Annotated in this window: 24 protein-coding genes and 4 pseudogenes; 20 read left to right on the top strand and 8 right to left on the bottom strand. The window is 38.5% G+C overall.

Annotated elements, in window-relative coordinates; genetic code table 11:
• The first annotated feature begins 6 nt into the window (after positions 1–6).
• From rpe to fakA, 6 genes and pseudogenes are all read left to right on the top strand, one after another.
• Positions 7–671: pseudogene (rpe, locus tag LEUFL_RS12140) on the top strand (ribulose-phosphate 3-epimerase).
• The gene (locus LEUFL_RS0107925; RefSeq protein WP_010008649.1) at positions 661–1,308 is read left to right on the top strand and encodes a thiamine diphosphokinase; all 648 of its coding nucleotides are present in this window, start codon (positions 661–663) and stop codon (positions 1,306–1,308) included. The pseudogene rpe and the gene LEUFL_RS0107925 overlap by 11 nt, the downstream one beginning before the upstream one ends.
• A gap of 34 nt (positions 1,309–1,342) precedes the next feature.
• A complete protein-coding gene (trxA, locus tag LEUFL_RS0107920) occupies positions 1,343–1,657 on the top strand; it encodes a thioredoxin (RefSeq protein WP_010008647.1) in 315 nt (104 codons plus the stop codon).
• 92 nt (positions 1,658–1,749) lie between these two features.
• On the top strand, positions 1,750–1,950 hold the full coding sequence (rpmB, locus tag LEUFL_RS0107915; protein WP_010008645.1) for a 50S ribosomal protein L28: 201 nt from the start codon (positions 1,750–1,752) through the stop codon (positions 1,948–1,950).
• A gap of 153 nt (positions 1,951–2,103) precedes the next feature.
• Positions 2,104–2,463 (top strand): Asp23/Gls24 family envelope stress response protein, encoded by a 360-nt coding sequence (locus LEUFL_RS0107910; protein ID WP_010008643.1) that lies wholly within the window; start codon positions 2,104–2,106, stop codon positions 2,461–2,463.
• 8 nt (positions 2,464–2,471) lie between these two features.
• The gene (fakA, locus tag LEUFL_RS0107905) at positions 2,472–4,175 is read left to right on the top strand and encodes a DAK2 domain-containing protein (RefSeq protein WP_010008642.1); all 1,704 of its coding nucleotides are present in this window, start codon (positions 2,472–2,474) and stop codon (positions 4,173–4,175) included.
• Between the two features lie 41 nt (positions 4,176–4,216).
• On the opposite strand, the gene LEUFL_RS0107900 is transcribed toward fakA, so the two are convergent.
• Both LEUFL_RS0107900 and LEUFL_RS12135 read right to left on the bottom strand, forming a co-directional pair.
• The gene (locus LEUFL_RS0107900; RefSeq protein WP_010008641.1) at positions 4,217–5,191 is read right to left on the bottom strand and encodes a thymidylate synthase; all 975 of its coding nucleotides are present in this window, start codon (positions 5,189–5,191) and stop codon (positions 4,217–4,219) included.
• Positions 5,192–5,235: 44 nt separating this feature from the next.
• A pseudogene (locus LEUFL_RS12135) lies at positions 5,236–5,717 on the bottom strand (deaminase).
• Positions 5,718–5,781: 64 nt separating this feature from the next.
• Between LEUFL_RS12135 and LEUFL_RS0107890 the strand changes: the two are divergent.
• Positions 5,782–6,636 (top strand): bifunctional 5,10-methylenetetrahydrofolate dehydrogenase/5,10-methenyltetrahydrofolate cyclohydrolase, encoded by an 855-nt coding sequence (locus LEUFL_RS0107890; protein ID WP_010008639.1) that lies wholly within the window; start codon positions 5,782–5,784, stop codon positions 6,634–6,636.
• Positions 6,637–6,718: 82 nt separating this feature from the next.
• Here the strand turns inward: LEUFL_RS0107890 and LEUFL_RS12130 are convergent, their stop codons facing one another.
• Positions 6,719–7,288 carry a hypothetical protein gene (locus LEUFL_RS12130; RefSeq protein ID WP_010008637.1) on the bottom strand — a complete coding sequence of 190 codons (570 nt, stop codon included), beginning with the start codon at positions 7,286–7,288 and terminating at the stop codon, positions 6,719–6,721.
• A gap of 84 nt (positions 7,289–7,372) precedes the next feature.
• A complete protein-coding gene (locus LEUFL_RS0107875; protein WP_010008635.1) occupies positions 7,373–7,702 on the bottom strand; it encodes a hypothetical protein in 330 nt (109 codons plus the stop codon).
• A 435-nt stretch (positions 7,703–8,137) separates the two neighbouring features.
• Here LEUFL_RS0107875 and LEUFL_RS0107870 point away from each other — a divergent pair, with 435 nt between their 5' ends.
• Positions 8,138–9,232: a PTS sugar transporter subunit IIC gene (locus LEUFL_RS0107870; RefSeq protein WP_373419082.1), complete on the top strand. Its 1,095-nt coding sequence runs from the start codon at positions 8,138–8,140 to the stop codon at positions 9,230–9,232.
• 40 nt (positions 9,233–9,272) lie between these two features.
• The gene (locus LEUFL_RS0107865; protein ID WP_010008632.1) at positions 9,273–10,730 is read left to right on the top strand and encodes an APC family permease; all 1,458 of its coding nucleotides are present in this window, start codon (positions 9,273–9,275) and stop codon (positions 10,728–10,730) included.
• 65 nt (positions 10,731–10,795) lie between these two features.
• On the opposite strand, the gene LEUFL_RS0107860 is transcribed toward LEUFL_RS0107865, so the two are convergent.
• The gene (locus LEUFL_RS0107860; RefSeq protein WP_010008631.1) at positions 10,796–11,650 is read right to left on the bottom strand and encodes an aldo/keto reductase; all 855 of its coding nucleotides are present in this window, start codon (positions 11,648–11,650) and stop codon (positions 10,796–10,798) included.
• Between the two features lie 86 nt (positions 11,651–11,736).
• Positions 11,737–12,279, bottom strand: coding sequence for an LURP-one-related/scramblase family protein (locus LEUFL_RS0107855; RefSeq protein ID WP_010008630.1), 543 nt, complete (start codon positions 12,277–12,279; stop codon positions 11,737–11,739).
• A gap of 48 nt (positions 12,280–12,327) precedes the next feature.
• Between LEUFL_RS0107855 and LEUFL_RS12125 the strand changes: the two are divergent.
• Positions 12,328–12,985: pseudogene (locus LEUFL_RS12125) on the top strand (uracil-DNA glycosylase).
• 120 nt (positions 12,986–13,105) lie between these two features.
• Positions 13,106–14,089 carry a phosphate acetyltransferase gene (gene pta / locus LEUFL_RS0107845; RefSeq protein WP_010008626.1) on the top strand — a complete coding sequence of 328 codons (984 nt, stop codon included), beginning with the start codon at positions 13,106–13,108 and terminating at the stop codon, positions 14,087–14,089.
• A 31-nt stretch (positions 14,090–14,120) separates the two neighbouring features.
• Here pta and nadE read toward each other — a convergent pair whose 3' ends face one another.
• A complete protein-coding gene (gene nadE / locus LEUFL_RS0107840) occupies positions 14,121–14,954 on the bottom strand; it encodes an NAD(+) synthase (protein ID WP_010008625.1) in 834 nt (277 codons plus the stop codon).
• Positions 14,955–15,017: 63 nt separating this feature from the next.
• Here nadE and tsaE point away from each other — a divergent pair, with 63 nt between their 5' ends.
• From tsaE to LEUFL_RS0107825, 3 genes are read left to right on the top strand one after another with little or no spacing between them, the layout of a single operon-like run.
• Complete coding sequence (gene tsaE / locus LEUFL_RS0107835) at positions 15,018–15,464, top strand: tRNA (adenosine(37)-N6)-threonylcarbamoyltransferase complex ATPase subunit type 1 TsaE (protein ID WP_010008623.1); 447 nt, start codon at positions 15,018–15,020, stop codon at positions 15,462–15,464.
• Positions 15,461–15,952 carry a GNAT family N-acetyltransferase gene (locus tag LEUFL_RS0107830; RefSeq protein ID WP_010008621.1) on the top strand — a complete coding sequence of 164 codons (492 nt, stop codon included), beginning with the start codon at positions 15,461–15,463 and terminating at the stop codon, positions 15,950–15,952. Before tsaE ends, LEUFL_RS0107830 begins: the two co-directional genes overlap by 4 nt.
• Positions 15,949–16,482, top strand: a complete 534-nt coding sequence (locus LEUFL_RS0107825; protein WP_010008620.1) for a 3'-5' exonuclease — start codon at positions 15,949–15,951, stop codon at positions 16,480–16,482. The genes LEUFL_RS0107830 and LEUFL_RS0107825 overlap by 4 nt, the downstream gene beginning before the upstream one ends.
• 51 nt (positions 16,483–16,533) lie before the next feature.
• Here the strand turns inward: LEUFL_RS0107825 and LEUFL_RS0107820 are convergent, their stop codons facing one another.
• Positions 16,534–17,349: an exodeoxyribonuclease III gene (locus LEUFL_RS0107820; RefSeq protein WP_010008618.1), complete on the bottom strand. Its 816-nt coding sequence runs from the start codon at positions 17,347–17,349 to the stop codon at positions 16,534–16,536.
• A 101-nt stretch (positions 17,350–17,450) separates the two neighbouring features.
• On the opposite strand from LEUFL_RS0107820, the gene murB reads away from it, so the two are divergent.
• The 6 genes and pseudogenes from murB to ruvB all read left to right on the top strand — a co-directional run bounded on the left by murB (position 17,451) and on the right by ruvB (position 24,837).
• Entirely contained in the window at positions 17,451–18,329 is an 879-nt protein-coding gene (gene murB, locus LEUFL_RS0107815; RefSeq protein WP_010008617.1) for a UDP-N-acetylmuramate dehydrogenase, read from the top strand.
• Positions 18,329–20,430, top strand: a pseudogene (locus LEUFL_RS12120) (cation:proton antiporter). Before murB ends, LEUFL_RS12120 begins: the two are co-directional and overlap by 1 nt.
• Before the next feature lie 28 nt (positions 20,431–20,458).
• Positions 20,459–21,286 carry a diadenylate cyclase CdaA gene (gene cdaA, locus LEUFL_RS0107805; RefSeq protein ID WP_010008614.1) on the top strand — a complete coding sequence of 276 codons (828 nt, stop codon included), beginning with the start codon at positions 20,459–20,461 and terminating at the stop codon, positions 21,284–21,286.
• Positions 21,283–22,248, top strand: coding sequence for a CdaR family protein (locus LEUFL_RS0107800; protein WP_010008612.1), 966 nt, complete (start codon positions 21,283–21,285; stop codon positions 22,246–22,248). The genes cdaA and LEUFL_RS0107800 overlap by 4 nt, the downstream gene beginning before the upstream one ends.
• 57 nt (positions 22,249–22,305) lie before the next feature.
• The gene (gene glmM / locus LEUFL_RS0107795) at positions 22,306–23,667 is read left to right on the top strand and encodes a phosphoglucosamine mutase (protein ID WP_010008610.1); all 1,362 of its coding nucleotides are present in this window, start codon (positions 22,306–22,308) and stop codon (positions 23,665–23,667) included.
• 114 nt (positions 23,668–23,781) lie between these two features.
• Positions 23,782–24,837: a Holliday junction branch migration DNA helicase RuvB gene (gene ruvB / locus LEUFL_RS0107790; protein ID WP_010008608.1), complete on the top strand. Its 1,056-nt coding sequence runs from the start codon at positions 23,782–23,784 to the stop codon at positions 24,835–24,837.
• Positions 24,838–24,843: the final 6 nt, after the last annotated feature.

Genomic DNA, 24,843 nt, shown 5'->3' with positions numbered 1-24,843 from the left:
ACAACAATGTCAGGAATTATTTCACCTTCAATTTTAAGTGCAGATTATACAAATTTAGAGCGCGATGTGAAGCTCGTTGAAGCGGCTGGCGCAGAATACTTGCATATTGATGTGATGGATGGTCAATTTGTACCTGCTATTTCATATGGCCCAAACTGGGTTAAACAATTACGTCCAGAAACTGACTTGGTATTGGATGTTCATTTGATGGTCCAAAATCCAGAGCGATTTGTTGATGCATTTGCGGATGCTGGATCTGATATTATTGGTGTTCATGTTGAAGCAACACCACATATTCACCGTGCTTTGCAAATGATTAAGCAAAAAGGTGTAAAAGCAGAAGTTGTGATTAATCCGGGAACACCAGTTTCAGCTATTGAATCTGTTTTGCACATGGTGGATCAGGTACTAGTTATGACCGTTAACCCAGGATTTGGTGGACAAAAGTTCTTACCAGAAACACTTGAAAAGATTGAACAGCTAAAGACATTTAAAGAAGAAAAGAATTGAACTTTGACATTGAAATTGATGGTGGTGTTAACGACAAAACAATCGCTGCAGCATACGAAGCGGGGGCCAATGTTTTTGTAGCTGGTTCATACGTTTATGATAAAGTTGATCCAGCCGCTAAGATTAAGTTGTTGAAAGCATTAACGAAAGATGCAGATTAATATATTAGCTGGTGGGCCAACAGAATTGTGGCCAGACAATATTTTTGAGGAACCAGGTCAATGGATTGGTGCAGATCGTGGGACATGGTATTTGTATCAGCATCAGGTACACATGAAGATGGCAGTTGGTGATTTTGACTCTTTAACGCTATCTGAATATCAAGAGTTACAGCAGCATTTTGTTGATACGCAAGTGATTCATGTAAAAGCTGAAAAAGATGAGACAGATACAGAATTAGCCTTGATGTATGCTCGAGATATGCAGCCTACTCATATTAAGGTATTTGGTGCCACTGGCGGTAGACTAGATCATTTATTGAGTAATTTATGGCAAATGGGTGATGAAAAATTTACCGTGATTCGAGAAAAAGTTACTTTTATCGATAAATGTAATGCTGTGAATTATTTTGGCCCGGGCGAGCATGTACTCATCAAGAATGATAAAACACGGTATTTGGGTTTTATGGCGTTAGCTAATATTAATGATTTTCATATTAAAGATGCAAAATATACGCTTGATTTAAATACAACACAACTGATGCCTAAAATGTGGTCCTCCAATGAATTTATCGGTGAGCAAGTGCATTTTTCACTCAAACAAGGTATCATTATGACAGTCCAAACATGTGATGTTTAAATGCAATTGACGCAATCTAGAAAGAAGGTTACTTATGACAGTAAAAGTAGTTGAAGACAGTAATTTTGAACAGGAAACAAATACAGGTGTAACAATTACTGATTTTTGGGCAACTTGGTGTGGCCCATGCCGTATGCAATCTCCTGTATTGGATGCACTATCAGGTGAGATGGATAATGTTAAGTTCGTTAAAATGGATGTGGATGCTAATCCCGCTACACCAGCTTCATTTAGTGTTCGTGCCATTCCAACCTTACTCATTAAAAAAGATGGTGAAGTGGTAGAACGATTGACTGGTTTCCATAATAAAGAACAGTTGGCTAATATTTTAGAGAAGTATACAGATTAGCTTGTTAATTGTGTTAATTTCTGGTAAAATTTAATATTGTTGTAGAAAGAGCTTTTAATTTAAAATAACTGGCTCGAGAAGGAGGGTCGAACATGGCAAAAGATGCTATTACAGGTGCACGTACACGTTTTGGTAACCAACGTTCACACGCGTTGAACTCAAGTCGTCGTAGCTGGAAGCCAAACTTGCAAAAAGTGACGGTTAAGATCAATGGTGGCGCACCAAAGAAGGTTTACTTGACGGCGCGTACTTTGAAGGCCGGACTAAAAAACGGTTCTATTGAACGTGTTTAAAAAGACCACCACACGGTGGTTTTTTATGCTTGTGAAAATTGTAATGTGATGAATGTATATTTTTTATTTATACATAACATTATGTTAAACTAATACCAAGTTGAACCTTTTAATAGGAGGAAAGTGCGTTCGTTTTCTTGCACAAGTTGAATAATGACAATTAAAATTAAAGTTAAAAATGGCGATATTGATATTGAAAATGATGTAATTGCAACTATCGTTGGTGGTGCTGCTATTGCAAATCCTGGTGTTGTCGGTATGGCATCTAAAGCAACTTTTCGAGATGGGATGAATCAAATTCTCAATCGTGAAAATTATGCTAAGGGTGTGTTAGTGCATCAAGACGATAACGGTATTAATGTTGAAGTTTATATTGTTGTTGAGTATGGCACAAAGTTGTCAGAAGTATCAAAATCAGTTCAAAATAAAGTAAAGTATAATCTAGACGCACTCTTGGGTATTCGCGCCACTGAAGTTAATGTTGTTGTTCAGGGTGTGCGTGTGAGTGACTAGGAGAATCCATGACAGTCGAAATGTTGACAGAAATTACCAATGTTGAATTTGGTAAAATGATTAACGCAGCGGCAGCCACGTTAGCTGCTAATGCAGAAAAAATTAACAAGTTAAATGTATTTCCAGTTCCTGATGGTGATACTGGTACCAATATGAGTTTATCAATGGCAAGTGGTGCGCAGTATGAGCGTGACGTATTAGAAACCGACATTAGTGCTTTAGCTAAAGCGACAGCAAAAGGTTTGTTAATGGGTGCACGTGGTAACTCAGGGGTTATTTTATCTCAGATTTTTCGTGGCTTTGCTAATAGTGTCGAAGGCAAACAAACACTTTCCGCACGTGATTTAGCGGATGCACTGATGTCTGGTGCACAGACGGCTTACAAGTCAGTAATGAAGCCAACTGAGGGTACGATTTTAACTGTTATACGCGAAGCGGCAGCACAAGCCAACCAATCAGCTAAAGAAACAGATAATGTTGTGGCCCTAATGGCTGACGTGACGCAAGCGGCACAGATCGCCTTGAATAAAACACCAGATTTACTACCTGTTTTAAAAGAAGTTGGGGTTGTTGATTCTGGTGGACAAGGACTCATGTTTGTTTTGCAAGCTTTCTATCAAGTATTAAGTGATAATTTTGATGAAGAAGCGATACAGGCACCGGATAATGCGGAACTTGACCAAATGGTTAAAAAGTTACATGCTGGTGCGCAAGCAGATGCTAATTTAAGTCCTGATGATATCGAGTATGGGTACTGTACAGAAATTATGGTACAGATCGGACAAGGTACAACCTTTGATCATGATTTTGATTATGATACATTTTATCAACATTTAGCACAGTTAGGTGATTCATTACTTGTGATTAATGATGATGAGATTGTTAAAGTACACGTCCACACAGAGAACCCTGGGGAAGTATTATCTTGGGGAACGCATTATGGCTCGTTGGTAAAAGTTAAGGTTGATAATATGCGTGATCAACAACAAGCAGTAATTGATGCACAACGCGCAGAGGAAGCTAAAAAGTCACGGTTACAGATGACTGCACCAGTTTCTGACACAGCAGTGATCACGATTGCAGCTGGAGATGGTGTTGCAGCGTTATTTAAAAGCTTAGGTGTGCATACTGTGATTTCAGGTGGACAAACAATGAATCCATCTACTGCAGATATCGTTACTGCAATTGAAAAAAGTGGTGCTAAAAAAGCGATTATCGTACCAAATAACAGTAATATCTTTATGGCTGCCGAGCAGGCAAAAGAAATTTCTGAAACACCAGTAGTCGTTGTTAAAACAAGAACAATACAACAAGGGCTAACAGCAATGTTAGGCTATAATCCCAATGCTGACTTATCAGATAATGCTGAAAATATGTTGGATATGATTGGTGATGTTAAGTCTGGTCAAATCACACATGCAGTGAGAGATACAACATTAAATGGTCAAAAGATTGCTAATGGTGACTATCTCGGCATTGTTGATGGTGAGATTGTTGTAAACAGTAATAAGTTGTTCACAACGGCTGAAAATACCGTAAAATCAATGTTAGATGATGAATCTGAGATTGTAACAATTATTTTTGGTGAACAAGCTAAAGCACGTGATGCTAAGAAGTTAGCTGAATTTATCCAGAGTATTGATGAAGATATAGAGGTCGAAGTTCATGATGGTGGACAACCGCTTTATCCTTTCCTAATTGCTGTAGAATAAAAAAGAACTTGGTCGTAGACCAAGTTCTTTTTGTGTACCACTTAAACAGCCACAGGTGCTTTAATTGCTGGTTCACTTGTATAATCAATTAATTTAATATCATCCATTGTGTAATCAAAGATCGATTTAACTTCAGGGTTAAGCCATAACTTTGGTAGGGGATGCATTGGTCGAGAAAGTTGTGTTTCGATTTGTGCCACATGATTGTTATAAATGTGGGCATCACCTAATGTGTGTACAAAGTCACCAACAGCATAGCCAGTTTGTGCAGCAATCATATGAATGAGTAATGAATAACTTGCAATGTTAAAAGGGACACCCAAGAAAATATCAGCTGATCGTTGATAAAGTTGTGCACTTAATTTACCATCAGCAACATAAAACTGGCTGAGTACATGGCATGATGGCAATGGTGCATTTGGTGTTGAACCAGCATTCCATGCGCTAACGATAAGTCGGCGTGAGTCAGGTGTTGTTTTAATCCCATCAATTAGATTTTGAATTTGATCAGTATGAAGGGTTGCGTTTTGATCCATTGGGTCTTGATTTTCCCAGTCGCGCCAAAGTTTGCCGTAAACTTCACCAATATAACCAAATTTTTCCATAAAATCATCATCATTCAAAATTTTATCTACAAAGAGACTTTTTTGCTCTTGATAAATTTGATTAAATTCTGGATCACTTTGTGCACGAAGGCCAAAATCTGTCATATCTGGACCAGTATATTCAGAAGAAGTTACCCAATTCTTAAATGCCCATTCGTCCCAGATATGATTGTTGTTTTGCAAAAGGAAACGGATATTATTGTCACCACGCAAAAACCATAATAATTCACTTTTAATGAGGCCAAAGAACACTTTCTTGGTCGTAAGTATAGGAAATCCTTCTTGAAGATTAAAACGCATCTGAGCGCCGAATAAAGAGCGAGTACCAGTACCTGTACGATCTGACTTGTGTGTACCAGTTTCTAAAATAGTTTTGGCTAAATCCAAATATTGCTGTTCGTTTTGTGACATACATTGCATCCTTACATAATTTTTAAAATGATTATAACGTATACTTAATCTACAATAAACTGCTCTAAATTAATTTGTTGAGCTGTTGCTGGTTTGAAGGGGATTTGTAATAATTTAACATTTTTTGTGTTAATAGTTCGTTGGCAAATGTATCATTATGATAATCGCGCATAAACTTTATTGTTTGAATACCAGCTTGCAATAATAATTTTGTACATTGTAAACACGGCATATCTGTCACATATAATTCAGCACCATCCACGCTAATACCCATTTGGGCAGCCTGCATTAAAGCGTTTTGCTCAGCATGTACGGCACGCACACAGTGTCCATCAACAATCAAATCACCGACTTCTGTACAATGAGGGGTTCCGGCGATTGAACCATTATATCCGCTGGCGATAATACGATGATTTTTGACAATAATAGCGCCGACGTGTAAACGGTTACAAGTTGATCGTGTCGATAAAATTGCTGCTTGTGCGATAAAATATTGATCCCACGACAAACGATTTTTTTGTATCATAGCTAAATCTCCATTATAATAACTTGATATAGTATAACATTAGGACGAACCACAGGGAGATATTATGGCAATAATTTTAGACGGTAAAAAGTTAGCAAAACAAATCCATGCAAAAACACTGCAACGTGTAGAAGCATTGACAGACCCATTGACCTTAGCAGTAGTGTATGATCCTGATAATAAGGGTAGTGAACTCTATGTGGGTATGAAAGCACGCGCAGCTGAAAAAGTAGGCATTCAAACACAAGATATTCCAGTAGATGCACATGCGACTACGGCTGACGTTTTAAAAATTGTTGAACGTTTGAATGAAGATGATCATATAACTGGCATCTTGATTCAAAGTCCGTTACCTGAAAATGTTAACGAGCGTCATATTTTTTCTGCTGTATTACCTAGTAAAGATGCCGATGGTTTAGGCGCAACAAATCAAGGTATGCTCTTTGCTGATTCACCAGAAGAATACACAGTGGCAGCTACACCACAAGGTGTCATGTCCTTATTGCGTGAATATGATATTGAAACTTTTGGTAAGCAGGCATTGGTAATCGGGCGTTCCCAACTTTTTGGTCGACCAATGGCAGCCTTATTAACTAATGCTGATGCAACTGTGACATTGGCCCATCGTTATACACCAGCAGCACAACTAAAAGAATATCTCAAGCAAGCTGATATTGTGACGGTTGGTGTTGGTATCCCTAATTTCATTAGTGGTGCAGATCTAAAGCCTGGTGCTGTTGTCATTGATGTTGGTATGAATGTTGTCAATCAGAAGGCAACTGGTGACGTTGATTTTGAAAGTGCTGAAGCAGTAGCGAGTTATATTACACCAGTTCCAGGTGGCGTTGGGCCCATGACAATTGCAACGCTATTAGAGAGTACAGTGACATTAGCTGAAAATAAAAGAAGCCATGGTTAGGCTTCTTTTTATTTGACCAACCATACCTGATCTTGAAAATAGTCAAAAGGTTGATGATGCTGATTAAGGCGTTGCGGTTGTGTTAATGTGGCAGCTTGCCAAAAAGCTGATGAATTGGTACTACCATTTTTTCGCCAATGATAATAAAATCACCAGGCCAATGAGTAGACCTGAGCCAACGCAGTATGTCTAAATCAGTATAACTAGTATCTGGTGCCCAACTTAAGATGATTACATCAATAAGATGTGCTTTTTGTTGCACTGTGTGCAGCGCGTCCTGATGCACTACAGGCAACCAAGGAGTAGGGGTTTCATTATCTTGACCGTGCCAATTGAGATTGTCAGTTGCCAGTATATCATCACCCAATTGCGATAATTGAGCACTAATAACACCATTTCCAGCCATGATTTCTAGTGATGTTCGGCCAGAAATAAAATGATGTAAATCATTAATCCACTGTTGATTTGGTAAATGCCATATACCGAATTGCTCGATTAACACTTGTCTAAAATCATTTAACGTATTATCTAGAAGGGTAATATGTTGGGGGTCGTGATTCAATGCCGTCCAATAATTTTGTGCTGTAAGCGGTATGTATGGCATATCAGTGGATGGTAATTGCCGCTGGGCTAGTTGTTGTAACGTTGACAAGATACATGTCACTTTTTTATTATTTTAGGCTGCTGCTGATAGTAGCGTTGGAGCAATTCTAAACTTTTAAGATAGTCTGGATAATCAATCATCTTCTGATTCCTGGGTTACATCTTTACGATGTTTTGAATAGGATGTCTGATCATTAAAATAAAAAGAATAATGCTGATCGTTGTGATTAAAGTCAAATGATTGATTTTGTTTCATCATATGCCGCATTCGCCAGAATAAAATTAAGGCAGTAATGCCAATAATGGCAACGAGTATAAGTACAAAAAGCGCGGCAATTGCAATCAGTGACAAGATAACAGGTACAGCAACTCCCAGTAGGGCTAAAATAACTGGAATACTAATTAATAAGACAACAATAATTGTGACAATAATACCAATGTATGTAAAAAGACGTTTTATCATGTAATCCTCCGTGTCGGTCTATTATAACATTATTAGGATAATGGTTAAAATTTTCGGTAATAAAATTATGAGAAATATTAAAAATAAGTTGACATTTTATTATAATCAAGATATAGTTATACGCATAATAAAAATAGATAGGAGAAATGAATCATGACAAACCAATATGTTCGCTTGAATCAAACACTTCTCCTCAACCTCTTACTCATCTAGAGTCTAGTTGGTTGTTATTTGCGTTATACCAGCTACTAGACACCAAGTTAGTTTAGTAGCTGGTTAGGGAAATGTATTATTGACAAACGTCCTAACGAGCAATCGTGGGACGTTTTTTATGTATACACGATATGCTTGTTGGACGAATTGCTTTGAAAGAGGAAACGGAGAATGAGTATGGCCCAGAATTCAGCTTCACAACAAAGAGAAAATGTACAACAGATGATTGGCAAAAAGAATAGACATGCCGGCACTGTAAAAGAGACAATCTATAACGTCAGCGCAGCGGTATCTAATGCTATTTTGGTAACATTAGGTATGGGGCTGTTGCTACAGACTATTGCTGGTTTTATTGATTGGGCACCAATGGCACAAATGGGTGCGATTACAAAAGTCATGTTACCTGCAGCGTTTGGTGCTGCTATTGCTTCACAAATGAAAACCAATACAATGGTCATGTTTGCTGCTATGGCTGCCTCTACTGTCGGCGCTAATGCTGTGTTCTTTACTGATAAAACTGTTCAAGGCATTACGGCTACAGGATATGCCAGTTCGCAAATTGCTGGATCAGCTGTGATGACAACAGGGCAACCTATTTCAGCGGTGATTGCTGGATTGATTGCTGTTCTATTTGGTAAATGGTTAAGCGGTAAGACGCCTTTGGACATGGTGATTGTTCCAGCTGCGACGACTATTATTGGCACTGTGTCAGGTTACTACTTGGCAATGATTACAACACCGTTCTTGGTAGCAGTGGGGCAGTTTATTGCTGCTAGTGTCGCTGTAAATCCCATTGTTGGTACAGCAGTTGTGGCGATGGCATTTGGTGCAATGACAATGACACCAGCCTCAGCGGCAGCGTTGGCTGTAGCAATTGGTGCGACCGGTGTCACTTCAGCTGAAGCTGCTGGTGCCATATTAATTGGGACAACAGCTGTGTTTGTTGGCTTTCCTGCAATGTCATTTCAAGAAAATAAAATTGGTGCCACGATTGCGCAAGGCATTGTGACACCAAAAATTCAATTTCCTAATTTAACACAAAATCCAGCTTTGATCATACCGCCAATGATTGGTGCTGCAATTGCCGCACCAATTGCGACAATGGTTTTCCATGTCACAGCACCTTTTTCAATGGCAGGCATTGGTTTTAATTCATTTATCGTACCATTAGCATTAGCTGGTTCAAACCCAGTTGCCTTTGCTGCTTATATGGGCATTGGTGTTGGTGTGCCGGTGATTGTATCTTTTGTTGGCTATCGAATTATGCGTAAAATGGGTTGGGCAAAACCGCAACAGCTGCATTTGGAAATGATTTAATAGCACTTTAAATAAGCTTGGCAATAATTAATAAATAGTTTTGGGGATATGTAGTAATGAGTGGAAAGATATCTTTTTTAGAAAATTTAGCCGAAAGGCATCGCTTAAGGAATATACGCGCTTAGATCAACGTCTAGATGGAAATGCTTTAGGCACTAAGGAATTAACAGCAATAGGTATAGGTACTGTTGTTGGAGCTGCTATTTTTATAATACCTGGGGTGGTTGCTGCTAACTATGCAGGACCGGCTGTGGCTATTTCGTTTATTATAGCGGCCGTTGTCGCTGGACTATCAGCATTAGCTTATGCCGAATTTTCATCGGCGTTGCCTTTTGCAGGGTCTGCATATACTTGGTCAAATATTATTTACGGTGAATTTTGGGGATGGGTTGCAGGATGGGCACTACTTGCGGAATATTTAATTGCGTTGGCTTATTCAGCTTCAGCCTGGTCAGCATATATTAGAGGATTTTTATCTACTTTTGGCATTAGTATACCAAAAGCTATATCTGGCACATTTAATCCCAAGGCAGGTATGTTTTTTGATTTATTTGCTGTTATTGCCATACTCATAGTATGGTTCTTGTTATCGCGTGGTATTAGAGATACTGCTCGAGTAGAAAATTGGCTTGTTGTTGGTAAAATTGCAGTAATTATTTTATTTATTGCAGTTGGACTAACAGCAATAAATATCCATAATTATCATCCTTTTATTCCTGAAAATGAAGGAGGTACACGCTTCGGTTGGTCTGGAATTATAGCTGGTGCCTCACAAATATTTTTTGCATACATAGGTTTTGATATGATGACGTCTAATGCGGCGGAAGCTCGTAATGCCCAAAGAACAGTACCTAGAGCTATTTTTGCTACTCTCGGGTTAGCTACTATGCTTTTTATTGGAGCATCATTGGTTATGGTTGGAATGTTTAAATATACTAAGTACACTAATATTACTGATCCAGCTGCTTGGGCTTTACGTCAATCGGGGCACCTATTTGTGGCTAATATTTTATCACTTGTAGCTCTTGTTGGTATTTTTTCTATGTTGATTGGCGTATCTTTAGGTGGATCGAGGTTAATGTATGCTTTAGGGAGAGATGGATTATTGCCAATAGCAATGGGACGCACTAATAAATCAGGAACACCGTCTATTGCTTTAAGCGTATTAGCAATTATTAGTATTATTTTGGGTGCCATATTCCCAATAACTTTGCTGACTAATTTAGTTTCTGCTGGAACACTTATTGCCTTTACCATGATATCGTTTGGGGTTATAGTTTTACGGCGTCGTGATGATATCGATCATTCTGGATTTAAGATGCCGCTATATCCAGTATTACCTGTCATAGCTGGAATTTCTTCATTATTTTTGTTCTTTCAGTTAAACATTGATGCTAAAATTTTAGCCGGATTTTGGTTTTTGATAGGTGTACTTGTATATATTTTTTATGGAACACGGCATTCTATAAAAATAAAAACAGAATTAAGCACTTCGTAAATAATACCTCTAATATAAAAAACTATACCAAACATTGGTGTAGTTTTTTATAGTTAGAGGTATTTTTAAAAGTCAGCCTGGCTAGCATCTAAATGTAATCCTGCACTGCCAGATAAATTATCCAACTGTTGGATATCATCAGCAGATAGACTGAAATCAAAAACGTCAGTATTAGCTTTGATGTAGTCAGCATGTGTTGATTTTGGTAAGGGTAAAAATCCTTTATCAAGTGACCATCGAATTAAAATTTGGGCAACTGATTTGTTATATTTTTGGGAAATATTTTCAATAACTGGGTTTGACAATAATTTACCGGTACCCAGTGGGGAATAAGCTTCATTTAGGATGTTATGCTGTTGATTATATTGAACCAATTCACTTTGTTGATCGGATGGATTTAAGAAGTTTTGGTTAACCATCGGTGCAATACTTTGATGCTTTTCTAAAGATTTTAAATCACTTATTTGAAAATTTGAAACGCCGATCGCACGGGCTTTACCAGCTTGATAAATATCTTCCATCGCACGCCATGCTTCAGCGTTACCGATTTCCCATTGATTATTTTGACGTAAATGCTTGGGATTAGGCCAATGAATAAGGTATAAATCAACATAATCCAAGCCTAGACGGTCAAGTGAAGTCTGAAAGGCTTGCCGTGCACTATCGTAATCGTGCGCATCATTCCACAGCTTAGTAGTGATAAATAATTCATGACGCGCAATACCCGAATCGGCAATAGCACGACCAACGGACACTTCGTTACCATAAATAGCTGCTGTATCAATATGACGATAGCCATTATCAAGGGCGCTACGAACTGATTGATAAGCGACATCGCCATCCGGTGCTTGCCAAGTACCAAAACCAATGACAGGTATTTTAACCCCGTTGCTCAGTGTGTAAGTATCGTTAAGTGACATTAGAACCTCCAATTGAATATCATCGTTAATTACTATTATCAGTATAACATTAAATAGAAATTCCACTTACTTTTAGTTATAGATAGTTAACACTTACGGCTCATTGTAATATTATAGATACCCTTTTGACCTGGTAACCACTTAAAGTGACGCAGTAGAGATGACCGAATGCCCCAAATATCTAATAATGCAACAATTGCAATATGCAAAGGTGCTTGGGTGTCATATGTAACATTAAGTTTGTTATAAATGCCGTCTGGTTGATGGGAAGGCTTTACACTGAGAAGTTTTTTTGTATTATGCGTTATAATATAACGGTTAGCAATGAAATTACCAGAAATTAACCAATTAAGTTTACGAATAAAAACGAAGTCGCCAAGATGACCAAAAGTAAGGCTAATAGAGCCAATCACTTGGCCATGGTATCGAAGATTGAATCTTGGTAAAATACCAAAAGACGTTTGTTCTATACGGACTAAGACATTACCTGACATATCATAAACTGAAATTTCATCGTGCTTTTTTCCGGAACGTCCCGCAACCAAATAAACCGCATGAAACGCATCATCAAAGACCATATTTACACCGTTATCTAATTGATGTCGTTGTCGTAAATAGAAAGTACTCATAGTATTTGCTACCTTTCATCATCATTTTAACATGAAGAGGAGAAAACTTTGTTATCACATACCACTTGGGCACACCCAATTAAAGAAAAATTAACACCAGAATACTTAAAAAGCGTTGCAGCATTTATTGCATCAACTTATGCGACCGGGCAAACAATCTATCCACCACAAAATAAATATTTTCGGCTTTAGAGGTTACACCACTAAACAAGACCAAAGTTGTCATTATGGGCCAAGACCCTTATCATGAAGAAAGGCAAGCGCAGGGATTAAGCTTTTCCGTACCAGATGATGTACCAGCACCACCATCTTTGAAAAATATTTTAAAGGAATTGTCAACAGATATTGGTCAGCGTCAATCACATGATTTAGTGAGCTGGGCGCAACAAGGTGTGTTATTGCTAAATAGTGTTTTAACAGTCCCAGAACATCATGCTAATGCACATGCTAATCAGATCTGGGAACCATTAACAGACTGTTTAATTCAAATTGCAAGTGATGATGATGCGCCAAAGGTCTTTATTCTATGGGGGAAATATGCACAATCTAAGAGTAAATTGATTGATAGTCAAAAACATTTGATTTTAAAAAGTGCACATCCTAGCCCATTATCTGCTTATCGTGGTTTTTTGGTAGTGAACCTTTCTCAAAAGCGAATCATTTCTTGGAGAAAAATGGCCGAGAACCCATTGATTGGTTAAAATAAGTGATTAAAATCACAAATTAAGGTGCTTATATATACCTGGGTCAAACTATACGATATAATGAGAGTATGAGGTATGTCATTACCTATTTTGATCTGTAAACCCATCATAAGGAGCAACTAATGAATATATTTGAACAATTAAAGTCTAAAATATCTGATCAACACAAAACCATTGTTTTCCCCGAAGGAGAAGATTCACGTATCCAAGGTGCAGCGGTGCGTTTAGCGGATGAGGGATTAGTTAATGTTATTTTACTAGGCAATGAAGTGGCAATTGATCAAACTGCCGCAGAACATCATTTTGACTTAAGCCAAGTTAAAGTTATTGATCCTTTGACATATCCTGAAAGTAAATTAGAAGCTTTGAATGCTGCTTTAGTACAACGTCGTAAAGGCAAAACAGATAGTGCAACAGCAGCTAAATGGCTGAAGAATGTTAATTATTTTGGCACCATGTTGGTTTATATGGGGATAGCAGATGGTATGGTATCTGGTGCAACACATCCCACTGGTGATACAGTTCGTCCAGCACTGCAAATTATTAAAACAGCACCTGGTTCATCACGAATTTCTGGTGCATTCATCATGCAAAAGGGTGATGAACGTTATGTGTTTGCAGATGCAGCAATTAATATTGATATTGATGCACAAACAATGGCTGAAATTGCTGTTCAATCTGCCAAAACAGCACAGGTATTTGATATTGATCCTAAGGTGGCAATGCTTAGTTTTTCAACCAAAGGTTCAGCACAACATCCTACAGTTGATAAGGTTGCGCAAGCAACACAATTGGCTAAAGATTTAGCACCAGATTTAGCTGATAAAATCGATGGGGAGTTACAGTTCGATGCTGCTTTTGTTGAAAATGTTGCTAAATCTAAAGCACCAGATTCTCAAGTAGCTGGGCAAGCTAATGTTTTTGTTTTCCCAAGTTTGGAAGCTGGAAATATTGGTTACAAGATTGCCCAGAGATTGGGTGGTTTTGAAGCCATTGGGCCAATTTTGCAAGGCTTAGCTAAGCCAGTATCTGACTTGAGCCGTGGTGCGAACGAAGAAGATATTTATAAAGTAGCAATTATTACAGCTACGCAAGCTTTAGTATAATAAATAAAAGAAGCCCTCAATGGGGCTTCTTTTATTTATTGTAGAACCAAGTGTCGTAAATTGTGACAGGTTGATGTCGCTTATGTTGACTTGTCAAATAGAGCTGTTCAATTTTTTCTGCATCACTTGTTGGGATTGACTTACCCTCTAAATAGTTATCAATATTTTCGTATGTGACACCTAGAGCAACTTCATCTGGCAATTGTGGTCGGTCATCTTCTAAATCAGCACTTGGTACTTTTTCATATAGTGAACTGGGCGCATTTAGGGCGATAAGCATATCACGACCTTGACGCTTGTTTAAACGCCATAATGGATTAATATCTGTACCGCCATCACCGTATTTGGTGAAGAAACCAGCAAAAGCTTCAGCCGCATGATCCGTACCGATAACGACACCGTTATGTTCTCTAGCCACGGCGTACTGGGCAATCATTCGCATTTTGGGCTTGATTGAACCACGACTCAAATCATCCACAACTAGGCCGGCTGACCGTAAATCACGTGTCATGGCATCAGTTGCTGCTTGAATATTTGTTGTTATAACCTTATCTGGTTGAATAAAGTCCAGCGCAGCTTGTGCATCTTCTTCGTCTTGTTGCTCACCATAAGGTTGACGAATGGCGATGAATTGATAGGGCATGTTGAATTGGCTTGCACGTAATTCATTAATGGCTAGTTGGCCGATTTTACCAGCGAGTGTGGAATCTTGTCCACCTGAAATTGCAATAACTAAGCTATTGTATTGCGGATTATTGATTAAATATTGTTTCAAAAATTCAACAGAACGTTGAATTTCAGCCTCGGGATTTATTGTGGGTTGCACATGCAAATCTGCGATGATTTTGGCTTGTAATGGTCGCATCATTTTCCTCCAAAAACATTTTCTAGTTTCCCTAATTATAGCAAATCACGGTATAATAATGATATGAGAGAATTCGTAACAAATAGTCCAAAGGACACACAAACATTAGCCTCACAAATCGCTAGTTATACACAGCCGGGTATGATTTTGACCTTAACAGGTGATTTAGGTGCTGGTAAAACGACATTTACGCAAGGTATGGCACGAGAATTAGGTGTTGCATCTCGTGTTAAGAGCCCGACTTTTAATATTTTAAATACTTACCAGGGTACAGATTTTCCAATTTATCATTTTGATGCTTATCGTCTTGAAATGACGGGTGCAGCAGATCAAGGATTCGAAGATTATATCGGTACAGACGGTTTAACGATTATTGAATGGCCTCAATTTATGCGTGATTTATTACCAAATGACAGAGTTGAACTAGTATTTAAACGCTCTGATGAACATACGCGAACAATCAGTATCAACGGACAAGGGCATTATCAAGCCATTGAAGAAAAACTATGATATTCGATGAAACACAACCAATAGAATTTTATATTGAGCAAGCAACATTAGCCTTGGCACCACAATGGCAGAAACTTATTGCGAAATTAATGACGGAATCAAATACTTTTTATGTTGCCGGCGTAAGAGATGGTGAAAATGAAGCACAATTAGTAGATGACGGACCTGCTGTGACTTTATTAATGATGGCTGAACAAGGGACGCAGTCACAACCTGTTGGTATGGGCTCTATTGAAAATGGCGAATTAGGTATAGCAGTGCTTCATGAGTACAGTGGCTTAGGGCTTGGACAGTTGATGGTTGGATCACTTTTAGATTGGGCTAGAGAAAATGACGTACATTATATTTGGCTAGATGTCCAAATTGATAATGCTGCTGCTATTCATATCTATGAAAAACTGCATTTCAATAAGGCCGGCAGACAGCAGTCTTTTGTCATGCCAGATGGTCAGCAAGTTATCTTGCAAAGAATGGAGTTGAAATTATGAACTTTATTGCGATGGATTTTGAAACTGCAAATCATGAGCGCCATTCGGCGGTATCAATTGCACTGGCTATTGTCAGGGATGATAAGATTGTCGATGAATTTTATTCTTTGATTCGTCCTGAAACCTACTTTAGTCGTCGTAATGTTGCTATTCATGGTATTGAGGAACACGATGTATTAGATGCCCCCAAGTTCTCTGAATTGTGGCCAGTGATTCAACCGCTTTTTACAGAAGATAAATTAGTTGTGGCACACAATGCGCCATTTGATAATGGTGTATTGAAAGGCACATTAAATTATTATGGTTTAGAAGAACCACATTATATGTTATTGGATACAGTACGGACAAGCCGCCAATTTTTCCCAAGCTTTAATAATCATAAGCTCAACACAGTAGCTGAAAATTTAGGTATTTCATTAGTGCACCATCATAATGCCTTAGATGATGCCGCCGCTGCTGCTAATATATTAATCTATGAGGCGCAGCATTTTGGTGCAGAGGCACTACGTCCTTTTGTTAAGTATCGATAATCAAAACACTAAAAAGGTAGCAGTTATTAACTGCTACCTTTTTTAGTGATATTAGTCGATTTCTAACATAATCGGTGCATGATCTTGACGTGCGCCAGTATCTAATATGTGATGCGCTTTCAATCTTTCATTAAGGCGTTCACTTGTAAGATAGTAATCTATGCGCCAACCAGAATTGTTAATTTTACTTGTTTTACTAATTTGCGCCCACCAAGTATAAGCGCCTGTGAGGGTTGGCTCAAAATAACGGAATGTGTCGGTGAAGCCACTGTCTAAAAGATTTGTGAATTTTTCACGTTCCTCTGGTGTAAAACCAGCTGAATGACGATTGGACTTTGGATTCTTTAAATCAATTTCTTGATGTGCAACATTAAAATCACCACTAAAAATAACAGGTTTTTGTTGATCTAATGATTGAATATAATGACGATAAGCATCATCCCATGCGCCTCGGTCGTTCAGGCGGGCAAGTTGGCTGCCCGAATTAGGTGTATAGACTGTCGACACATAAAATTCTGGAAATTCTAAAGTAATAATTCGACCTTCTAAGTCCATTTCACCTGGTGCGTCAATTTTTGGCATATCAATGTTTAGTGGGGCTACTTTAGATAACATCATTGTGCCAGAGTATCCAGATCTACCGGTACTTGGATTTACAAAAATATGGTAATCTGGAAAGAGACTGTTTAGTGTAGCCAGTTGCTTCTTTGTTAAACCACTTGCTTTTAATTTTGTTTCTTGAATTGACAAAACATCTGGCGCTATTTCGCTGATTTCATTGAGAACAGCCCATGTCATTTCTCCGCGATTACTTTTATGTTCCACCGCAGCGTTAATACTATCAATATTCCAAGAAATAAACTTCATACATTTTCTCCTATAAGTCGTTAAACTCATTTTAGCATAAGTTTGACTGTCATTATTTGGTAAAATAAATATTATAATAACTAATAAAGGCATTAATCCTCATGAAAATACAACATATCAATATTTTAGAAAATCAAATATTAGCACCTTATGCACATACACAAGCAGGTGGTTTGGTTGATTTTTTGGCATTACCAAAAACACACCACGAATTGGCGATACTTGCACAGTGGGCGACAGAGAAACAGTTACCAATCCATATATTTGGTCGCTTATCTAATCTGGTTGTTAGAGATGGTGGTTTACGTGGATTGACAATCCTGACACAAGATATGCGTTCCATCACTGTTGAGGGTAACATGATTACAGCTGACGCTGGTGCAGATTTAATTATAACTACCGAAGTTGCAATGGAGCACGGACTGTCTGGATTAGAATGGGCAGCTGGTATACCTGGTTCCGTTGGTGGTGCAGTATTCATGAATGCCGGTGCCTATGGCGGACAGTGCGATTTAGTGGTGCAATCCGTGACAGCGTTAATGCCAGATGGTCAACTCCTGGAGTTCGATGGTGCACAATTAGATTTTGGATATCGACAATCTGTTTTCCAAGAAAATGGCGGTATTATTATCAGTGCACAATTCATGTTACAGCCTGATGATCGTCAAGCTATTCGATTACGGATGGATGATTTTAATTTTAAAAGGGCTAACAAACAGCCACTTAATTATCCCTCTAACGGTTCTGTGTTTAAGCGACCAGAAGGTCATTTTGCGGGTAAGTTAATTATGGATGCCGGTTTGCAAGGCACACGAGTCGGTGGTGTCGAAGTTTCCAAGAAACATGCTGGATTTATGGTTAACGTTAATAATGGTAGTGGCAATGATTATGAGGCACTCATTCATCTTGTACAGGAACGCGTGCAATCGAAATTTGGTGTGACATTGGAAACCGAAGTTAGAATATTGGGGGACAATTGATGGTCTTACTCGAAACAGTTCTTGTTTTAGTTTTAGCTGTCGGCATTGCAAATGGGTTGGCGCATTTTATTCCAGGTATTCCGGCTAGTTTTTTCAAATTGCTATGGGCCTCATTTTAACCTTTGGCTTAGGGCTACGTATTGATGTTGACTCGCACTGGTTTATGCTCTTATTTATTGCGCCTTTATTGTTTAATGATGCGGTGCGCTTTCCCAAACGAGAGTTGTGGGAACTGCGTGGGCCAATATTGGGTAATGCCATTGTTTTAGTTTTACTGACAACATTAGTGGGCGGCTTCTTGATTCATTTATTGATACCATCTTTGCCTAAAAGTGTGGCATTAGCTTTAGCTGCTGTCGTATCACCCACAGACCCTGTTGCAGTGCAAGCAATTGCGCGCCGTGTTAAATTACCACCTAATGTTATGCATATTGTGGAAGGTGAGAGTTTAATTAATGACGCAACAGGTCTAGTGAGCTTTAATACGGCAATAAAAGCAACGGTGGCTGGAACATTTCTTTTGGGAGAAGCCATTGGTAATTTCTTTTGGATCTCAATTATTGGTGCTATTGTTGGGCTTGTTTCAGCAAGTTTAGTGAGTTGGTTACGTGATAAATTTTCGAATGCGACCTTGCTAAATGATGTCATGTTCCATGCTGTGATTACATTATTAATGCCTTTCCTCATTTATTGGGTGGCTGAAGAAGTTTTTCATGCATCTGGTGTGATTGCAGTAGTCACCGGTGGTATCTTAACAAAGATATTAAGTGATCAACATATGGACATTGACTCACCTGAAATTAGTTTAGCCATGACACGATCATGGGAGATTTTTGCTTATATTTTAAATGGTGTGATTTTTGTGCTTTTAGGTATTGAAATTCCTTTTGCCATGGCAGGTGTGGTTACCAGTACACAAATACACACAGGCACGGCTATCTTGTATGGTATTGTGACCTGGTTTATCATCTTTATGCTACGGACATCGTGGGTTTATTTAACACAATTGACGTATCGTTTAAAACATAAGGATAACAAAATTTCATTTAGAATTGCGCTGACATCTGGTTTAACGGGTGTTCGTGGTGCTGTGACTATGGCCGCAGTACTGACTGTGCCGGCATTTGTAGAAAGTGGTGCTAAGTTTCCACAGCGTGATTTACTTATTTTTGTTGCTGCGGTTGTGGTGATTATGAGCTTGTTAGTTGCGACCTTGATGTTACCCATTGTGACGAATGAACCAACAACAAGAGACTTTACGCAGCCAGATTTTGATGATAATGAGGATACAGATGATGAACATCATCAAGCAGATCAGTATATGTCTGAAGATGAAGCGCGGATTATCGAATTGCGCTACGGTATTCAAATATTACGGGAAATGCAAAGCTCAGAAAATCAAGCCATTGTTTATGATTTAATTTTCCGTAAACAGCAAATTATTGAACAGCTCAAAAAGCGTTCAGGAAATGCCGCGTATGGGGATGCTTTTACTGAAAGTGAACAGCAACTACAGCATGTTGCCATTAAAGCGCAAAGGGATTGTTTGCAACAGCTTTTGGCACAGGAAAAAATATCACCATTAGCTTATACAATGAGTAGCCAGCGTTTAGAGCGTTTGGAAAAAAGAGATATGCAATCATATCAGCACTTCTCAACACGTTGGTTCTTTGTTCTATTTGTCAAGATGATTCGTAATATTCGTATATGGCTTGCCGATGAATCAACTGATCGTATTCGTCAAGAAAATAAATTAATTACAAGAGAAACGTCTAAAGCAGCTATTAAGGCACTATCTGATTATGCCTCAAAGTTTAGTGCGGATACGGTTACTAATAGAATTGAGCGCCAAGTAGCGTATAATTTCATTGTGACCTACCGGAATCGGATTAACATACTTGATAGACCTAATACACCGCAACAACGGCAATGGGATGAGCGTATGCGACTCGAACTGGAGTTAAAAGCTTTAAGTGCCCAACGTGAAGCAATTCAACAACTTTATGAATCTGGCAGAATTACACGTCAAGTTGGCATCAATATTCGTCAATTTATTAATTTTACAGAAACAACAGCGTTGGCAGGTAAAGATGAAAATTAGTTATTGTTATACTATGAAGGGATGAAGAATGGATATTTTAGCTTATCTCACACTCAATAATTTAATGCATGTTGTCGACCTTTTGATTATTTGGTTTGTCCTTTATCGGATAATTCGTTTTGTCGAAGGTACTCGAGCATTACAAATTTTACTGGGCGTCGGCACAATTATTTTAGTCAAAGTTTTGAGCTGGTATTTAGGCTTAACGATTGTTTCTTGGTTAATGGATCAGATTATTAACTGGGCGCCAATTGTGTTGGTTGTTATCTTTCAGCAAGAAATTCGACGCGGACTAGAAACGGTTGGTCGACAACTAACGCTGAAGCGGTCTCATGTTGATAATAATACCGAGCATCAATTGATTAAAAGCTTGGATGATGCACTACAATATATGTCTAAACGTCGTATTGGGGCACTGATTACGATTGAAAAGGAATCTAGCTTAGATGAATATATAAAAACTGGTATTCCACTTGATGCGGCAATTACTGGTCAGTTATTAATTAATATTTTCATTCCAAATACGCCATTACACGATGGTGCTGTGATTATTAAAGGTGGGCGTATTGCAGTAGCAGCAGCTTATCTACCGTTATCAGAAAGCACGCTGATTCCTAAAGAACTTGGCACACGGCATCGTGCTGCTGTGGGGATTAGTGAAGCAAGTGATGCGATTACTGTTGTCGTTTCGGAAGAAACTGGTGAAATTTCGATTACACAAAGTGGCGATTTATTACGTAAAATGACACAAGAGACCTATCAGAACTTTTTTGAACGCCAATTCTTAGCTCCTAAAAATAATGAACAAGATAAGAAACATTGGTGGTCCATTAAAGGAAAGGGGACCTCAAAATGAAAAAATTTAGCCAATCAAGATTATTAAGTCTAGTAATTTCATTTGTCATTACAATGTTGCTATCAACGTATATTATGAGTACGCGTTCTAATACAAATGGTATTGCTAATGGTGGTAATAATTTTTCAAATATTATTCCTGAGCAACGTGCAACACTGAAAGTTAATCTCTTATTACAATATGATACGGACCGTTATGTTGTTACGGGTGCCCCTAAAACCGTTAATGTCAAAATTCAGGGGTCTGGTGCGTTAGTTGCTGCAGCAAGAAGTCGTAACAGTATTCAAGCGAGCGCTGATTTACAAAATCTTGGTGTTGGACAACATAAAGTTGTTGTCGCTATTAGGGGTGTTAATTCTGATTTGCGTTCAACTGTTGAACCACAGATGATAACGGTTAACGTTGTGAAAAAAGAAACCAAAAAGGTACCGGTGAGAGTTACTTATAATAGCAGTCAGATTGCGCAAGGTTATTTGGTAGATAGTATCGATACAACACCAGAGAGCGTAACGGTTTCTGGTCCAGAAACCAACGTTGATGCAGTACAAAGCGTGGTTGGACAAGTGACTTTGAGTAAGAATATGAAAGGACCGATGTCACAATCGGTTCAGTTACAAGCGTTAGATAAAGATGGTAATGCTGTAGAAGTTAATATGAGTCAACCATCTGTAGCGGCTAAGCTGAATATATCTCCTGAAGATAGTAAAAAGTTATCTTTACGCGCTAATATCCAAAATGGTGAAGCATCAGATTACAATATTACATTTTCACCGTCAAATGTGACGGCATATGGCGCATCTGATATACTAGATTCACTTGATAATCTGAAAATATCAATTGATGTTAAAAATATGACACAAAAAACAACGCAGAATGTCACTTTGCCAACGCAAGATGGTATTTCACGATACAGTGATCAAAATGTCAAAGTGACAATTACACCTAAAAATACGACTGATTGATTGGTGTATATTAATAGTAGACAAACCATCAATCAATAATAGTGGAGAAAATAAAGAATGAGTATTCAATTAAAATATTTTGGAACAGATGGCGTTCGTGGTATTGCAAACGAAACCTTAACCCCTGAATTAGCCTTTCGTCTTGGTAGAAGTGGCGGTGCAATTCTGACACGGCATGCAGCAGATAGCCATGAAAAACCCGTTGTTATTGTCGGACGTGATACGCGTATTTCAGGAGAAATGCTCCAGCAATCCATTATAGCCGGCTTGCTTTCTGTGGGGGTTGATGTATTACGCTTAGGGGTTATCACAACTCCTGCGGTTGCCTTCCTGGTACAGAATCTAGAGTCAGCAGCAGGTATTCAAATTACTGCTTCTCATAATCCAGCAAAAGATAATGGTATTAAGTTTTTTGGAAATGATGGTTTTAAATTATCAGATGAGCTTGAGTATGAAATTGAACAGTTACTTGATCAAGAAGATACGTTGCCACGTCCAAGCGCAGAAGGGCTGGGTGTTGTAAACAATTATCCTGAGGGTGCCTCGAAATATTTGGAATTTTTACAAAAGACAATTCCAAGTGATTTAACTGGCATGCGGGTTGCTTTGGATGGGGCAAATGGCGCCACAAGTAGTTTATTGGCACGGTTATTTGCGGATATGGGTGTCGATTTTGAAACGATGGGAACACAGCCTAATGGTATCAACATTAATGATGGTGTTGGGTCAACACATCCTGATGCGTTAGCTAATATGGTTAAGGAAGGCAACTTTCAAGCGGGATTAGCATTTGATGGTGATGGCGATCGTTTAATTGCTGTTGATGAATTAGGTCATATAGTTGATGGCGATAAGATTATGTTTATTACGGGTAAGTTCTTAAATGATCAAGGCCGTTTGAAGCACAGCACCATTGTATCAACAGTAATGAGTAATATTGGCTTTTATAAAGCAGTTGAATCAAATGGCATGACTAGTGTGAAGACAGCCGTTGGTGATCGTTATGTGATGGAAGAAATGATGGCTTCGGATCATAACTTGGGCGGTGAACAATCTGGGCATATTATTTTCCGTGATTGGGCAACAACTGGAGACGGTTTACTGACAGCACTGCAGTTATTGCATGTCATGAAAGAAACGAATAAAAAGTTATCAGAGTTGGCAGCAGCAGTACAGATTTATCCACAAAAATTGGTGAATGTACCAGTAGAAGATAAGGTAAATATTCAACATAATCCAGCAGTTGTTGCTAAGATTGCTGAAGTTGAAGGCAAGATGGCAGGTGATGGTCGTGTGCTTGTTAGACCATCAGGAACAGAAGCATTATTGCGTGTCATGGCTGAAGCACCAACAGAAAGCTTAGTTTCGGCGTACGTTGACGAAATTGTTGATGTTGTTAAAGCTGAGAATAACAAATAATAGATTAACGTTTTGTATTTTTAGGATTGTAACAAGTTCGTATTATTTTGTTGCAATCCTTTTTGAATTTTAATAGTGTGAGTAACTTATAGAAACGTGTATAATGTGACTAGTATGAATGAAAAAGAACCACAATTTAATCAATGGTATGAATCTACAGCAGCTGATGATCAATTGTTGCGTGATGCTCAAGCCAATGAATTAGAGCAAAAAGAAGAAGTGACACTGAGACCACAGTTATTGAATGATTATATCGGGCAAAGTGCATTAAAAGAAGAATTACGTGTTTATATTACAGCAGCTAAGCAACGTGAAGAGGCGCTAGATCACGTATTACTATTCGGGCCACCGGGATTGGGTAAAACGACTTTAGCCATGATTATTGCAAATGAAATGGCAGTCCATATTAAAACAACGAGCGGGCCAGCGATTGAAAAGCCAGGTGATTTAGTTGCGGTATTGAATGAATTAGAACCAGGAGATATTCTTTTTATTGATGAAATTCATCGCTTAGCAACAAACGTTGAAGAAATACTGTATTCAGCCATGGAAGATTTTTACGTTGATATTATGGTTGGACAGGGCCCTACAGCACGAGCAGTTCATTTTCCATTACCGCCATTTACGTTAATCGGGGCGACGACGCGACCAGGCATGTTATCGAAACCATTAAGAGATCGCTTTGGCATTATCAATAGTATGCAATATTACAATGCTGATGAATTACAACAAATCGTGACACGTTCTGCAGATATTTTTGCAGCGCCCATTCGTTCTGAAGGGGCATTAGCTATTGCCTTACGTTCACGCGGAACACCTCGAATTGCCAATCGACTATTGAAACGTGTTCGTGACTTTGCGCAGGTGCAAGGAAAAAAAGCCATCGATAAAATGATTGTTGATGTGGCGCTTAAAAAATTACGCGTTGATGATAAAGGATTAGATGAAACCGATCACAAGTTTTTGCAAACGATGATTGACTTTTATAATGGTGGTCCGGTTGGTTTGAATACCATTTCTGCTAATATTGGTGAAGAATCAGAGACTTTAGAAACTATGGTCGAACCATATTTACTCCAAATTGGTTTCTTACAACGCACACCAAGAGGCAGAGTTGTGACTGAGCAAGCGTATCAGCATCTCGGTATACCTTACCAAACAAATTTTTAGACTTTA

The sequence above is a fragment of the Leuconostoc fallax KCTC 3537 genome, assembly GCF_000165675.1.
GTDB lineage: Bacteria > Bacillota > Bacilli > Lactobacillales > Lactobacillaceae > Leuconostoc_B > Leuconostoc_B fallax.
The sequence above is the reverse complement of the archived record's forward strand: the minus strand, read 5'-3'. Positions and strand labels throughout refer to the sequence as shown.

Excerpts from the sequence above, each read along its gene's own strand:
- LEUFL_RS0107830 (WP_010008621.1), top strand. The coding sequence starts at position 15,461 with ATGATATTCGATGAAACACAACCAATAGAATTTTATATTGAGCAAGCA.
- murB (WP_010008617.1), top strand. The coding sequence starts at position 17,451 with ATGAAAATACAACATATCAATATTTTAGAAAATCAAATATTAGCACCT.
- fakA (WP_010008642.1), top strand. The coding sequence starts at position 2,472 with ATGACAGTCGAAATGTTGACAGAAATTACCAATGTTGAATTTGGTAAA.
- LEUFL_RS0107860 (WP_010008631.1), bottom strand. The coding sequence starts at position 11,650 with ATGTCACTTAACGATACTTACACACTGAGCAACGGGGTTAAAATACCT.
- LEUFL_RS0107890 (WP_010008639.1), top strand. The coding sequence starts at position 5,782 with ATGGCAATAATTTTAGACGGTAAAAAGTTAGCAAAACAAATCCATGCA.
- rpmB (WP_010008645.1), top strand. The coding sequence starts at position 1,750 with ATGGCAAAAGATGCTATTACAGGTGCACGTACACGTTTTGGTAACCAA.
- LEUFL_RS0107875 (WP_010008635.1), bottom strand. The coding sequence starts at position 7,702 with ATGATAAAACGTCTTTTTACATACATTGGTATTATTGTCACAATTATT.
- LEUFL_RS0107910 (WP_010008643.1), top strand. The coding sequence starts at position 2,104 with ATGACAATTAAAATTAAAGTTAAAAATGGCGATATTGATATTGAAAAT.
- LEUFL_RS0107900 (WP_010008641.1), bottom strand. The coding sequence starts at position 5,191 with ATGTCACAAAACGAACAGCAATATTTGGATTTAGCCAAAACTATTTTA.
- tsaE (WP_010008623.1), top strand. The coding sequence starts at position 15,018 with ATGAGAGAATTCGTAACAAATAGTCCAAAGGACACACAAACATTAGCC.
- LEUFL_RS0107925 (WP_010008649.1), top strand. The coding sequence starts at position 661 with ATGCAGATTAATATATTAGCTGGTGGGCCAACAGAATTGTGGCCAGAC.
- LEUFL_RS0107855 (WP_010008630.1), bottom strand. The coding sequence starts at position 12,279 with ATGAGTACTTTCTATTTACGACAACGACATCAATTAGATAACGGTGTA.
- ruvB (WP_010008608.1), top strand. The coding sequence starts at position 23,782 with ATGAATGAAAAAGAACCACAATTTAATCAATGGTATGAATCTACAGCA.
- nadE (WP_010008625.1), bottom strand. The coding sequence starts at position 14,954 with ATGCGACCATTACAAGCCAAAATCATCGCAGATTTGCATGTGCAACCC.
- glmM (WP_010008610.1), top strand. The coding sequence starts at position 22,306 with ATGAGTATTCAATTAAAATATTTTGGAACAGATGGCGTTCGTGGTATT.
- LEUFL_RS0107825 (WP_010008620.1), top strand. The coding sequence starts at position 15,949 with ATGAACTTTATTGCGATGGATTTTGAAACTGCAAATCATGAGCGCCAT.
- LEUFL_RS0107820 (WP_010008618.1), bottom strand. The coding sequence starts at position 17,349 with ATGAAGTTTATTTCTTGGAATATTGATAGTATTAACGCTGCGGTGGAA.
- pta (WP_010008626.1), top strand. The coding sequence starts at position 13,106 with ATGAATATATTTGAACAATTAAAGTCTAAAATATCTGATCAACACAAA.
- trxA (WP_010008647.1), top strand. The coding sequence starts at position 1,343 with ATGACAGTAAAAGTAGTTGAAGACAGTAATTTTGAACAGGAAACAAAT.
- cdaA (WP_010008614.1), top strand. The coding sequence starts at position 20,459 with ATGGATATTTTAGCTTATCTCACACTCAATAATTTAATGCATGTTGTC.
- LEUFL_RS0107800 (WP_010008612.1), top strand. The coding sequence starts at position 21,283 with ATGAAAAAATTTAGCCAATCAAGATTATTAAGTCTAGTAATTTCATTT.
- LEUFL_RS0107870 (WP_373419082.1), top strand. The coding sequence starts at position 8,138 with ATGATTGGCAAAAAGAATAGACATGCCGGCACTGTAAAAGAGACAATC.